General features: G+C 75.9%; 8 protein-coding genes and 1 tRNA gene. 7 read left to right on the top strand and 2 right to left on the bottom strand.

Annotation, left to right across the window (positions count from 1 at the left end; all coding sequences use genetic code 11):
- Positions 1-279 precede the first annotated feature (279 nt).
- Complete coding sequence (locus tag AB0953_RS15395; protein ID WP_366859940.1) at positions 280-1,884, bottom strand: MFS transporter; 1,605 nt, start codon at positions 1,882-1,884, stop codon at positions 280-282.
- 585 nt (positions 1,885-2,469) lie between these two features.
- On the opposite strand from AB0953_RS15395, the gene AB0953_RS15390 reads away from it, so the two are divergent.
- The 3 genes from AB0953_RS15390 to AB0953_RS15380 all read left to right on the top strand — a co-directional run bounded on the left by AB0953_RS15390 (position 2,470) and on the right by AB0953_RS15380 (position 4,885).
- Complete coding sequence (locus tag AB0953_RS15390; RefSeq protein WP_366859939.1) at positions 2,470-3,249, top strand: HAD-IIA family hydrolase; 780 nt, start codon at positions 2,470-2,472, stop codon at positions 3,247-3,249.
- Positions 3,250-3,327: 78 nt separating this feature from the next.
- A complete protein-coding gene (locus AB0953_RS15385) occupies positions 3,328-4,146 on the top strand; it encodes a hypothetical protein (RefSeq protein ID WP_366859938.1) in 819 nt (272 codons plus the stop codon).
- Between the two features lie 10 nt (positions 4,147-4,156).
- A complete protein-coding gene (locus tag AB0953_RS15380) occupies positions 4,157-4,885 on the top strand; it encodes a class F sortase (RefSeq protein ID WP_366859937.1) in 729 nt (242 codons plus the stop codon).
- A gap of 110 nt (positions 4,886-4,995) precedes the next feature.
- Here AB0953_RS15380 and AB0953_RS15375 read toward each other — a convergent pair.
- Positions 4,996-5,069: transfer RNA gene (locus tag AB0953_RS15375), tRNA-Lys, on the bottom strand.
- A gap of 242 nt (positions 5,070-5,311) precedes the next feature.
- Between AB0953_RS15375 and AB0953_RS15370 the strand changes: the two genes are divergently transcribed.
- The 4 genes from AB0953_RS15370 (at position 5,312) to AB0953_RS15355 (ending at position 13,558) form a co-directional block, all read left to right on the top strand.
- Positions 5,312-7,135 (top strand): peptidoglycan-binding protein, encoded by a 1,824-nt coding sequence (locus AB0953_RS15370; protein ID WP_366859985.1) that lies wholly within the window; start codon positions 5,312-5,314, stop codon positions 7,133-7,135.
- A 2,288-nt stretch (positions 7,136-9,423) separates the two neighbouring features.
- Complete coding sequence (locus AB0953_RS15365; protein WP_366859936.1) at positions 9,424-10,812, top strand: SPFH domain-containing protein; 1,389 nt, start codon at positions 9,424-9,426, stop codon at positions 10,810-10,812.
- 323 nt (positions 10,813-11,135) lie between these two features.
- Positions 11,136-11,729, top strand: coding sequence for a lytic polysaccharide monooxygenase (locus AB0953_RS15360; RefSeq protein ID WP_366859984.1), 594 nt, complete (start codon positions 11,136-11,138; stop codon positions 11,727-11,729).
- 41 nt (positions 11,730-11,770) lie between these two features.
- Entirely contained in the window at positions 11,771-13,558 is a 1,788-nt protein-coding gene (locus AB0953_RS15355) for an AMP-binding protein (RefSeq protein ID WP_366859935.1), read from the top strand.
- Positions 13,559-13,615: the final 57 nt, after the last annotated feature.

The raw sequence follows: 13,615 nt of genomic DNA, 5'->3' as shown, positions 1-13,615 counted from the left end.
CCCACCCCGGCCGCTGCGCCCGCCCCGGCCCCCGCCCCGCCCCGGGCCGCCCGTCTGCCGCGCAGTCCGTGGGCACTGTCGTCGTACGCCTCCGTCTTCGCCTCCCGGGCCTTCCGTGAGGCGCTGGGCACCACCGTCTGGCCGGCCGCCGGCGCCACCGCCGGCTGCCTCCTCCTCGGCCTGAACCTCGCGGCCTCCGTGGACGCGTGGAAGTCGGCCACCGGAAGCTGACCGGTCGCCTCCTGGTCCCCCCCCGGCCGACCCCGGAGCCCGAAACGGTCAGTCGCCCTCCGGGGGCGGGGTGTGGCTGGTGTCCTGGGCGTGGTACCGGCGGAGGAGGTCGGCTTCGTGGGTCTTGTCGGGGAAGAAGGCGAGGACGATCGCGGCGCCGACGGCCGTGGCGAGGATGCCTGCGGTGTAGGCCCAGTGGTCCCCGTGCAGGAACGCCGTTTTGGCTGCCGAGGTGATCTGGGAGGCGTATTGCGGGTACCGGGTGGCGGTGTCCGCGGCACTGGAGAAGGACTTGGTCAGCTCCGTCTTGGTGGAATCGGCGATCGCGGAGGCCTCGTCGGAGGTGCCGACGAGTTTGGTCATCTCCCGGGCGTAGCCGGCGGTGAGCAGGGCGCCGAAGACGGACTGCATGAGTGCGCCGCCCAGGTCTCGTTGCAGGTCCGCGGTTCCCGACGCCATGCCGGCGCGGGCGGGTGGGACGGAGCCGGTCAGTGAGTGCGCGGCGGGAGTCTGGGCGAAGCCGACGCCGATGCCGACGAAGCCGTAGCCGAGGGCGACTGGCCAGTACGGTGCGCCGTCCTTCCACAGCAGCAGCATCGTCAAGAAGGCCAGGAGCACGAAGAGGTAGCCGAGCAGGAGCGTCCTGCGGGAGCCGATGGATTCCACCAGTTTGGCCGATCGGGGGGCGACGACCACCATGAGCACCGCTGCCGGCAGGACCGCGGCGCCGGCGGTCAGGGTGGTGTAGCCCAGCACGTTCTGCAGGAACTGCTGGCCGACGAACATCGCCCCCATCAGCGAGCCGAACACGATGATTCCCGCAAGGGCCGCCACCCAGAACGTCGGCCGGCCCGCCACGGTCAGGCTGTACAGGGGGTTCGCGGCCCGCAGCTGCCGCACGACGAACGCGGCCAGGGCGGCCAGCGTGACGAGGGCGAGGATGAGCAAGAGGGTGCCGGAATTCGGCACGACGGCCACGTTGATGCCCAGGATGAGCGCCCCCACCAGCACGATCGAGAGTGCCCCGCCCAGGTGGTCGACCGGTTCGGTGGTCTCGTTCACCTGCGCGGGAACGTAGCGCCAGGCCATCACCAGAGCCGCCACTGCGATCGGCACCGTGAGCAGGAAGACCGACCCCCACCAGAAGTTCCGCAGCAAGATCCCGGCCATCAGCGGCCCCAGGGCGGCGAAGGCCGCGCCGACGGCGGACCACAGAGCGATCGAGCGGGTCCGCGCCGCGCCGCTCCACAAGGCGGTGATCAGGGCCAGCGTGGTCGGGTAGCACATGCCGCCGGCCACCCCGCCCAGGATCCGGGCGGTGATGAGGACGTCGGCGTTGGGGGAGTACGCGGCCAGGAACGAGAAGGGCAGCGACAGAGCCGAGCCGGCCAGCAGCATGAGCTTGCGGCCGTAGCGGTCGCCCAGCGCGCCGAGATACAGCACCGACGCCGCCAGACCCAGGCTGTAGCCGACCGCGATCAGGTTGAGCTCTGCCTGGGAGGCGTTGAACGCACGGCCGATCGTGGGCAGCGCCACGTTGGCGACCGCCAGGTTCAAGTTCGCGACCGCCGCGGCCAGGATCAGCGCGACCAGGACGAAGGACGCGTGCCGGGGAACGGCCTGCGGGCCGCCTGGCCCGCCCGGAATCGTCATGAGCACCCCCGCCCCGCGACCTTGACTGCGAAGCCAGCAACCCTGCCGGCCACTGCCCGCGCCCGCTGCACCGCTTCCACCAGGCCATTATCAAGGGCCCATGTCCCGGCGGCCCGAGGCGCGGGCCGAGGACGGGGGGCTGCCGCTGAAATGGCGCAGCCGGTCCACCCCGTCCAGCTCCACCCTCCGGGAGCGCGGCACCTCCGTCATCGCCAAGGGCGCCGGGATCCCCGCCGGTTCGGTGCGCAGCGACCTCAAGCGCGTCGACGTCGCGGCCGGGCGCGCTCGCCCACGTCGGCGTCGCCGCCGACAGTGCCATCGACGGGATCGCGGTCAACGCCCCGGACGACAACGACGCGTTCGACACCCTGCGCCCCGCCCTGCAGGGCGGCGTGGACGAGACCGGCATCCCCGCCGGGTTGGAGGACGCTGGACCACGTCCATCTGACCCGAGCGGCCCGCCCGCACGGTCCGAACGTCCGGGCCGTGGACGGCAGGAGCGCCCACGGCCCGGCCCCGATAGGGTGGTACAGACCAGAGTGCACAGGTCAGAGGACATGGCCACCGAGAGCGGAGAACAGTCCCGTGGGAGAGCGCAAGCCGATCGAATCCTGGCTCACCGACATGGACGGGGTCCTCATCCACGAGGGCACCCCGATCCCCGGTGCCGACGCCTTCATCAAGCGGCTGCGCGAGTCCGGCAAGCCCTTCCTGGTCCTGACCAACAACTCGATCTACACCCCGCGGGACCTGCAGGCCCGCCTCAGCCGCATGGGCCTCGACGTGCCCGTCGAGAACATCTGGACCTCGGCCCTGGCCACCGCCAAGTTCCTCGACGACCAGCGCCCGGGCGGCACCGCGTACGTCATCGGCGAGGCGGGCCTGACCACCGCCCTGCACGACATCGGCTACGTCCTGACCGACCACGACCCCGACTACGTGGTCCTGGGCGAGACCCGTACGTACAGCTTCGAGGCGATGACGAAGGCGGTCCGCCTGATCAACGCGGGCGCCCGCTTCATCTGCACCAACCCCGACGAGACCGGCCCCTCCACCGAGGGCCCGCTGCCCGCCACGGGCGCCGTCGCCGCGCTGATCACCAAGGCCACCGGCAAGCAGCCGTACTTCGCCGGAAAGCCCAACCCGCTGATGATGCGCACCGGCCTGAACGCCATCGGGGCCCACTCCGAGACCAGCGCGATGATCGGCGACCGGATGGACACCGACGTCCTCGCCGGTCTGGAGGCGGGCATGCAGACCTTCCTCGTGCTGACGGGCCTGACGACGGTCGAGGACACCGAGAAGTTCCCGTACCGCCCGACCAGGACGGTCGACTCCATCGCTGACCTGGTCGATCTCGTCTGATCCGATCGGGTCAAGCGCGCGCCGCTCCGGATGCGGAGCGGCACCCGGCGCGTGAACCTCCTTGAGAGGAGGTTCACCATGCGCAGTGCTCTGATCGCCGTCCGTACGGGCGGTGTGGCCGTCGCCCTGACGGCGCTCGCCGCCGTGTCCGCGCCGTCCGCCGCCCTGGCGGCCGAGGAGGCCCGCGGCAGCGTCTCGGCCGATCCGCGCCAAGCCGAACCGGGGGCCCAGGTCAAGCTGCACGTCCGCGGCTGCGACGGCCGCTGGGCGGCCGCCAAGTCCGCCGTCTTCGTCGCGGACGCCAACCTGTCCTCCGGCCGCGACGGCGACCGGACGCTGGGCGGTGACGCGATGATCAGCTCGCGGGCCGAGCCCGGCCGGCACGACATCCGGGTGTCGTGCGACGGCGAGGAGGTGCGCGGCTCCGTCGAGGTGGTCCGCCACCGCCAGGGAGACGACCGGGACAAGGAGCGCGAGAAGGAGCAGGAGAAGGGCCGCGACAAGGAGCGCGACAAGGAGCGCGAGGACCGCGACCAAAGCCGCGACCAGGGTCGGGACGAGAGCCGGAACGAGAGCCGGGACGAGAGCCGGGACGAGAGCCGTGACCAGGGCCAGGGCAGCGACGAGCACCCGGACGCCCACCGCACGCCGAGCAAGCCCGTCCACGCGGGCGGCGGCGGCATGGCCGCCGAGCTCGCCGAGCGGGCCCGCCTCGCCCAGGCGCAGAACGGTGCGGGGGTCGCGGGGCAGGACCAGGCCACCGCGGCGAAGAAGAGCCACGGCGGCGACGGCCCCGGCCTGCCGCACACGGTGATCGGCGCCGTCCTCGCGGCCGCGGCCACCCTGGCGGTCGCCGGCCGGGCGCTCGCGCTGCGCCGACGCCGCAGCGGCGAGTGAGGCCCCGGCCGTGTCGGACCCGGGGGAGTCGCGGCCTTCCGGCGGCGGGCGCCTGCTGACCTTCGCCGCCTGGTCGGTGCTGGTCCTCGGGCTGTGGCTGTGGGGCCGCGAGATCACCGGCGTGCCGGAGCCGCATGCGGCCGGGCAGGCGGGCGGGTCCGCGCTGTCCGTGCCGGTCCCGGGCCTGCCGGACGCGCACGCCCCGCTGGAGCCGTCCGAGCCGGTACGGGTGGACGTGCCCTCGCTCGGGATCCGGGCCCCGGTGATGCCGCGCGGCCTGGACGCGCAGGGCGCGCTCGACCCGCCCCCGTACGACCGCCCCGGCACCGTCGGCTGGTGGAGCGGCGGCGCCAAGCCGGGCGAGGAGGGGGCCGCGCTGCTGGTCGGGCACGTGGACACCGCCTCCAAGCCGGCGGTGTTCTACGGCCTGAGCACCATGAAGCCGGGCGTCAGGGTGCGGGTGGTCCGGGCGGACGGGCGGGTCGCCGAGTTCACGGTCGAGGACGTACGGGTCCTCGAGCGTGCCGGCTTCGACGCGGACAGGGCGTACGGCAGCCGGGTGCCGGGCCGGGCCGAGCTGCGGCTGGTGACCTGCGGGGGAACGTACGACAAGGCGGCCGGGCAGTACACGGCGAACGTGGTGGTGTCTGCGTACCTGACGGGCACGGCGGCGGGACCGGGGCCGGGGTCGGGGTCGGCTACGGGCACGGGACTGCCGCCGGGGCCGTCGGCGGTGTGAGCGGGCGGACCGGCAGCGGGCGACGCGCCGGGCCGGGGCCGAACGGCGGAAACCTCGGACAACGAAGAAGCCCCTCGCAGTTCTCACTGCGAGGGGCTTCCTCTTGTCGGTGCGCCGCCAGGGACTCGAACCCCGGACCCGCTGATTAAGAGTCAGCTGCTCTAACCAACTGAGCTAGCGGCGCCTGCTGACAGAGAAAACTCTACCCCACTCCCGGAGGTGCTCGTGACCAGCCGCGCCCACCTTGTCCGATTAACCCATGTTTGGGGCGTTTATCGTGCACGATATGTCTGGGCCGAGCCGATCTGACACCCCGGCAGATTTCGGGCCGCCCGATCCGTGGACGAAGTGGACGAGCAGGGGAGTGGACGGAACCGCATGACGATGCAGCCCCCGGTGCATGTGCCGGCGCCGAAGCCGACGCCGATGCCGACGCCCGTTTTCGAGGAGTACGAGCCCGCGGGCGACTGCGCCTGCCCCGGCTGTGTGCAGCGGCGGCGCTCCCTCGCCCGTGCGCGGGCCATACCGCTCCGGGACGGCGGCCACCCGGCCGCACGCGGTGCCCGGCGGGCGCTGGTCCTGGCCACCGCGGCCGGCGTGGTCCTGGGCGGCGGCGGTTCGGCCGCCCTCGCGGCCCATGCCCCCGTGGGCCACGGCCAGGGCGGCCACGGCCAGGGCCACGGCCAGGGGCAGGGGCAGGGCCACGGCGAGGGGCGCGGCCCCGGCGAGGGGCGCGGCCACGCCCCGGCCGCGAACCCTAGGCCCACGACGGACCCCGCGGCAGGCCGCGGTCCGGCGTCCGGGCCCGAGGCGGACGCCGGGGACGAGCCCGCCACCCCGCAGGGCACCCGGGCACCGCTGCACGGGCGCCCGGCGCCGGGGAAGCCGGCGGGCTTGCCGGGCTCCCCGTCGACCGTGAAGCGGCTCGACCGGACGACGATCATCAACCGGGCGAAGCTGTGGCTGGACGCGAAGGTCCCGTACAGCATGTCCTCGTACTGGACGGACGGCTACCGGCAGGACTGCTCCGGCTACGTCTCGATGGCCTGGAACCTGGGCTCGAACGAATGGACCGGCAGCCTCGACAAGTTCGCCACCAAGATCACCAAGGACGAGCTGCTGCCGGGCGACATGCTGCTCTTCCACAACCCGGAGAACGAGACGAACGGCTCGCACGTCGTCCTCTTCGGCGGCTGGGTCGACGAGACGAAGACGCACTACACCGCCTACGAGCAGACCCGCCCGAACACGCGGAGGGCGGCGACGCCGTACGGGTACTGGACGAACGCCTCGAAGTACGTGCCGTACCGGTACCTGGGGGTGACGGGCGGGCTGACCGTCCCGGACCCGGGCACGGGAACCGGCACCGGCACCGGGACCGACCCGAAGCCCGTGGTCCCGCCGACCACCGCCTTCCCCGGGGCGGACAAGTTCGGTCCGGGCGCGGACAACGAGTACGTCGCCCAGCTCGGCAGGATGCTGATCGACCGGGGCGGCCGGCGGTTCTACCCCAACGGCGTGAGCACCAAGTGGAGCAACGCCGACCTGCTGGCGACCACGGCGTTCCAGACCGCGCAGGGCTGGACGGGCGCGGACGCCGACGGCATCCCCGGCCCCGAGACCTGGCGGCTGCTGGTCGAACGCACGGGCAAGGACATCCGCCCGACGGTGGACCCGGCCTCGGGCCCGAAGGGCACCCCGGCGCACCCGGGCCGCCCGGTCCCGAAGACCACCCCCGGCCCGACGGCCACCCCGGGCCCCACCACTCCCTCCGCCACACCGGGCCACGCGGAGCACTCGCGCCCCTCGGGCAGCACAACGCACCCGGCGCACCCGCGCCCGTCCGGCGCCCCGGGTCACGCGCGCCCGTCCGGAACCTCGGGCCACGCGGGACACCCGCAGCCCTCCGGCACCGCGACCCACCCGGCCGCCACGCGCTCGTCCGCGACGGCGGGCCCAGCGGAACCGTCGGGCCAGGCGGGACCCTCGGGCCGACCGGCAGCAGCCACGGCGCCGGCCTACCCGGGGGCGTGGGCGTTCCGCCCGGGATCCACCCACCCGTCCATCACCGCCCTCGGCCGCCGCCTGGTGGAGAAGGGCTTCGGCAAGCACTACACCACCGGTCCGGGCCCCAGCTGGAGCGAGGCCCACCGCCGCAACGTCGAGGCGTTCCAGCGCGCCCAGGGCTGGCGCGGTGCCACGGCGAACGGCTACCCGGGCCCGGAGACCTGGCGGCGGCTGTTCGCATGACGGAGGCAACGATGTACCCCACGCGCACCACCTCGACGACGGGCACCTGGCACGTCCCGCCGACGCCGCCGGCCCCTCCGACGGCCCACACCACGGGCCGCCTGTACCCGCCCCCGGAACGGCCCGCGCCGCTCACCCCGGCGGCCTGCCCGGCCGGAGCCACCGTGCCGGCCACCCCGGGCGGGCTCCCGGCGGGGAGCCCCACGGCGGCCTCCGTCTCCGCCGCCACCCCCAGTCGGCCGCAGGCCGGGCGCGCGGCGGCGCCCCCGGCCTGCGGCTCCGCGGGAGCGGGTGCTCCGCAGCCGCTCGCGCGGAGTGCCACCCCGCTCGGCCCGCAGGCCAGCGCTTCGGCCGCGGCCACCCCCGCGCCGACGGTGGCGGCGCCCCCCGGATCCGCCGGAACGGCGACGCCCCCGGCCGAGCGGGAGGCCGTCACCGGGCCCCGGACGGCAGCGGATGCCGCCGGGCACACGCCCCTGCCGGGCGCCGGCGAGCGGCACGCAGCTGCCGCGCCGGCGTCGCATCCCGTCCGGGATGCCGCGCCGCTCGCCGTGCCGATCCGGCCGCAGACCCCGCCCGTCGGCTCCGCCGGTACGGGTTCCGCGTCGGCGGGCCCGGTCGGCCGGGAGGCGAACGGCTCGTCGGCGGATCCCGTCGCCCGGCCTGGTGGGGCCGGGGAGGCCGGGCCCGTGCCCGCGGTCCGGCAGGCGCCGGTCGTTGCCGCCGAAGGCGCGATCGTGCCCGACTCCCGCGCCGGCGAACGGCACCCAGCGGCCGCGGTGGCCCCGCATCCCATGCAGGATGCCGTGCCGTTGGCCGTGCCGGCCCCGCCCGCGCCCGTCGGCTCCGCCGGCACGGGTTCTGTGTCGGCAGGCCCGGTCGGCGGAGAGGCAAACGGTTCGCCGGCGGATCCCGTCGCCCGGCCTGCCGGAGCGGAGGAGGCCGGGCCCGTGGCCACGGCCCGACGGGCGCCGAGCGCTTCCGTCGAAGGGGCGGTCGTGCCGGGGGCCGCAGTCGCTGAGCGGCATGCGGCCGCCGCCGCGGCAACGAATCCCGCGCGGGATGCCGCGCCGCTTGCGGTGCCGATCCGGCCGCAGACCCCGCCCGTCGGCTCCGCCGGAACGGCTGCCGCGTCGGTGGGCCCGGTCGGCCGGGAAGCGAACGGCTCGCCGGCGGACCGGCCGGCGGAGCCCGCCGCCCGGCCGGCCGCCACGGCGCAGTGGTCGCCGGTCGCTTCCGCCGGAGGCGCGGTCGTGTCAGGAGCCGGAGTCGCTGAGCGGCATGGGGCCGCCGCGGTGGCGCCGGTGGCGGGACCGGGTCCCGTACGGGGCGGCGCGGTTCGGCCTGCTGCGTCGGCCGGCGCGTCGCCGGTGCGGTCGGCGGAGCCCGTCGCCGCCCGGGACACGGTGCAGGCCGACCGGCAGTCCGACGGCCGGCACCCTCTGGCAGCCCCGGACCGAGCGCCGGGCCGCGGCCCGGCGCTCGCTTCGGTGACCGGGGCGGTCGAGCGTGCTGCGGCGGGAGGCGGAGCGAGCGGCGGACCGGTCCGGACTGCGGAGCCGTCGCCCTCGTACCCGTCCGGCCCGGTCCCGGCGGCCACTGCGGTGGAGGGCGACCCGGCATCCGGTGCGGCAGCGGGTCCTGCCGCCGCCCCCCGGCCCGTGCCGGCCGGCCCGCGGCCCGCGGTTTCCGCGGTCGTGCCCGGCGCTGGCTCCGCTGCCGACTCTCCGGTGGTGGCGGCTCCTGTGTCGCAGGGCTCCGCCGGTTCCGTTTCTCCGGTCTCGGCTGACGCTCGGCCCACGGTTTCCGCGGTCGTGCCCGGCGACGGTTCCGGTGACGACTCTCCGGTGGGGGCGGCTTCTGTGCCGCAGGGCTCTGCCGGTTCCGTTGCACCGGCGGGCCTGCGGCCCCCGGTTTCCGCGGGCGGGTCCGCTGCGGCTCCCGAGCCCCACCGCTCTGCCGGTTCCGTGGCTTCGGCTGCGGCCCGTCCGCGGCCCGTGGTTTCCTCGGGCGGCCCCGGCGCGTCGGCGGGGTCGGCTCCTGCCGCGCCCGTCGCGTCGCGGGGCTCGGGTTCGGCTTCGGCGTCGGCCGCGGCGGCCGGCACCTGCGCCCCGTCGGCTCCGGCCGCTCCGGGGCGTGGGAGTGGAGCCGCGGCCGCAGCCGGGGTTCGCCGCCCCGAATCCGGCGGCGGCGACGGCGACGGCGACGGCGCGCCGGGAGAGGCCGCCGCCCCCGCCGCCCCCGCCGCCCCCGCCCCCGCCGCGGCATCGGAGGCACCGCGCGGCTGGGTGGTCGGGGTTCCGGCGCAGGTGGCCGTCGCGGCGGGCGGGGTCGCCCTGCCGCACGGGCGTCCGGCCGGGGATGCCGACCCGGTGGCGCCGGCGCGCCTGCGCGAGGCGCCCGGCCAGGATCCCGACGCGGCCGCGTCCCCGGGCCTGGACATCCCGCACCCCGCGGACGACGAGGCGGCGCACTCCGGCGCGGCCGCCCTGCGCCGCCGCGGCTTTGACCCCGCCGTCGCCGACATCGTCACCCGGGCCGTGGCCCGCGGCATGCCCGGCGACCCCGCGGACGACACGCCGGACCTGCCGCGCAGCGGGCCGGGCCGCGGTGTCGCGGTCACCGAGGTCCCGGTGCACCTGCCCTTCCTCGGCGAGCCGCGCCCCGCCCCGGAGGCCCCCCAGCCCGCCGCTGGCCCGAAGGCCACGGCCTCCGCCCCGGCCCCGGCCTCAGGCCCCGCCGCCCGCCTGCCCCGCCCGGCCCCCGGCCGCCGGGTGCCGCGCGGCGACGACCTGCTGCGCGAGCACCGCGGTCCGGTCCTGCCCGGCTGGGTCGGCGTCGGGGTCGGCGCGCTCGCCCTGGCCGGCTGCCTGGCCGTGCTCTGGCGGGCCGGGGTCGTCCCGGCCCCGCTCGTGGCCGCGTTCGGCGCGGCGCCCCGCGCCTACCACGGGCTGCGCGCCACCCACTGGCCCCCGCTCGCCTTCCTCGGCGTCGTGGCGCTCCTCGCCCTCGGCGGCCTGGGCCGCGGCAAGGCCGGCCACGCCTGGGTGCTCACCCTGTTCGGCCGCTACCGCGGCACGGTGCGCCGCACCGGCCTGACCTGGATCAGCCCCCTGCTCCTGCGCCGCCGCGTCGACGTGCGCCTGCGGCACTGGCGCAGCGACCCCATGCCCGCCGTGGACGCGGGCGGTCTCGCCCTGCAGGTGGTCGTCCAGGTCGTGTGGCAGGTCAAGGACACCGCCCGGGCCACGCTGGCCGTCGCGGACCACACCGATTACCTCGCCGAGCAGGTCGAGTCGGCGATGGCCCGGGTGCTGTCGCAGCTCCCGGCCGACGCCTTCCACGAGGACGCGCCGACGCTGCGGGACGCCGAGGCGGTCGGCGACGCGCTGACCCGGATGCTGGCCTGTGAGACCGAGGCGGTGGGCATCGAGGTGTACTCCGCCCAGCCGACCCGGATCGAGTACGCGCCCGAGGTCGCCGAGGCGATGCGGCGCCGGCGTGTCGCCGCGATCGACGCCAAGCACCGCGACACGGTGCTGACCTCGATCGTGGACGCCGTCGACGACACCGTCCACCGCCTGACCTCGCGCGGCCTGGTCGAACTCGACGACTACGAGCGCAAGGCGCTGGTCAAGGACCTCACGGTCGCCTTCTACACCGGCCGCCCGGAGTAGGGGGCCGGAGGGGACGGAAGAGCAGCAGCAGCCGGCTCCAGGCCCCGCCGCACCGGCGGCCGCGTCCCGCGGCCCCGGCGGCGGGGCCCCGTCATGCCGGACCGGACCAACGGCCCCGCCGCATTGGTCTGGACATGGCCAACTCCCGTCAATAATCTGGGACTTGGTCTAGACCTGAAAGCCGCCTCGACGCGCGCGGCTGCGGGGCGGTGCATGCGCCGCCCCGCAGCCATCCCCAGCGTGCGCACGCTCGCGCCGTACCTCCCCCCCCCCCACGCCCAAGGAGCATCAGCATCATGCGTCCCTTCCGCATGCCCCTGCGCATGCCCCGACGAGCCGGCTCGGCCCTGGTCGGGCTCGGCTGTCTCGCCGGACTGGCGTTCGCCACCGCCCCCACCGCCAGCAGCCACGGCTACACCGACACCCCCATCAGCCGCCAGAAGCTCTGCGCCAACAGGACCGTCGCCGACTGCGGCCCCATCCAGTGGGAGCCGCAGAGCGTCGAGGGCCTCAAGGGCTTCCCGGCCGCCGGCCCGGCCGACGGCCGGATATGCGCCGGCGGCCACGGCGAGTTCGCCCAGCTCGACGACCCGCGGGGCGGGACCTGGCCCGCGACCAAGGTGAGCAGCGGGCAGAGCTACGGCTTCCGCTGGCAGTTCACCGCCAACCACTCCACCACCGACTTCAAGTACTACGTCACCAGGAACGGCTGGGACCCCACCAAGCCCCTCACCCGCGCCGCCCTCGAGTCGCAGCCCTTCCTCACGGTCGCCTACAACGGTGCCCGGCCCGCGATGACCACCGTCCACCAGGGCGCCATGCCCAGCGGCAAGACCGGCCGGCACATGATCCTGGCGGTCTGGACGATCAACGACACCCAGAACGCCTTCTACGCCTGCTCCGACGTCGAGTTCTGACGCATTCATTTCTGACGGTACGTCAGCTACCCTCCGGCGGCATGCGGACGACGACGACACCCGAGACCGTGGCGGAGCTCATCGCCCGCCAGTGGGGCGACCACCGGCCCGGACTCAAGCACCCCGCCACGGCCACCGCCCCGGGCGCAGCCGCCGGCACCGTGGTCCTCAGTCGCCACCGCACCGCACAGGAGAGCGCCGCGCGCGCCGCGCTGCTCGTCGACCTCCTGCCGCCGGGGGCCGAACCGCACATCGCGGTGCTGCTCGAGAACACCCCGGAGTTCCCGTTCTGGCTCGGCGCGGCGGCCCTCGCCGGGGCCGCCGTCGCCGGAATCAACCCCACCCGGCGCGGCCCCGAGCTGGCCCGGGACATCCTGCACACCGACTGCCGGATCCTGGTCACCGAGCCGGCCCACCTGCCGCTCCTGCGCGGCCTCGACCTGCCGGGCGTCCGGATCCTGGTGACCGGCACCGAGGAGTACGCCGACCTCCTCGCCCCGTACGCGGCCGCCGCGCCCGGCGAGGCCGTGGCCGTGCGCCCGGGCCCAGGCCCGGGCTCCCGCTTCCTCCTCTACTTCACCTCCGGCTCCACCGGCGCGCCCAAGGCCGCCGTCTGCACCCAGGGCCGGCTGGCCGCCGCGGGGGCCTCGCTGGCCCGCGGTTTCGACGTCACCCCCGACGACGTCCACTACGTCTGCATGCCGCTCTTCCACGGCAACGCCGTGATCGCCGACTGGCTGCCCGCCCTCGTCGGGGGCGCCCCCGTGGCCCTGCGCCGCCGGTTCTCCGCCTCCGCCTTCCTGGACGACGTCCGCGCCTACGGGGCGACCTACTTCACGTACGTCGGCCGGGCCGTGCAGTACCTGCTGGCCACCGACCCCCGCCCCGACGACCGCGACCACTGCCTGCGCCTCGGCTTCGGCACCGAGGCCGGGGCCGTGGACGCGGCCCGCTTCGCCGAGCGCTTCGGGGTCCGGCTGGTGGAGGGGTACGGGGCCACCGAGGGCGGCGCCTCCGTCCGGAGGACCCCGGACACCCCGCCCGGCGCCCTGGGCCGGGCGGCCCCCGGCGACGACCTGGCCGTGGTCGACCCGGAGACCGGCGCCGAGTGCCCGCCGGCCGCGTTCGACGGGCGCGGCCGCCTGCGCAACGGATCCGCCGCGATCGGCGAGCTCGTCAACCGGGGCCGCAGCCTCTTCGAGGGCTACTGGCGCAACCCCGAGGCCGAGGCCGCCCGCACCCGCGACGGCTGGTACTGGACCGGGGACCTCTTCTACCGCGACGCCGACGGGTTCCTCTACTTCGCGGGCCGCACCGACGACCGGCTGCGGGTCGACAGCGAGAACCTGGCCGCCGCGGTGATCGAGAACATCCTGGCCCGCTGGGCCCCGGCGGCCGCCGTCGCCGTGTACGCGGTGCCGGACGAGGCCGCCGGCGACCAGGTGATGGCGGCGATCGCCCTGCGCCAGGGCGAGGAATTCCGGCCGGAAGCCTTCGAGGCGTTCCTCGCGGCCCAGCCGGACCTGGGCACGAAGATGGCCCCGCGCTACGTCCGTATCGTGCGGACCATGCCGACCACCGCAACGAACAAGATCCACCGGGTGGCCCTGCGGCGCGCGGCCTTCCTGCCCCGACCCCCGTCGCCGGGCGCCCCCGGCCCGGACCCCGTCTGGTGGCGGCCCCGCAGCGCACCGGGCCGGCCCGGTGCCGCGGGCGGGGCCGCCGGCACCCCGGGCACCGCCGGCTACCGCCTGCTGGAGGCGGATTCCCTGGCCGCGCTGCTCGCCGCGTACGCCGCCCACGGGCGGGCGGGGCTGCTGGAGGGCTGAGCCGGGGATCTGGTTTGGAGCACCCCTCGGGAGCAGGTAGTATTTTCTCTGTCAGCA

Source organism: Streptomyces sp. NPDC046866, assembly GCF_040704625.1.
Lineage (GTDB): Bacteria > Actinomycetota > Actinomycetes > Streptomycetales > Streptomycetaceae > Streptomyces.
Note: the sequence above shows the minus strand (reverse complement) of the source record. Positions and strands in the feature narration are given on the sequence as shown.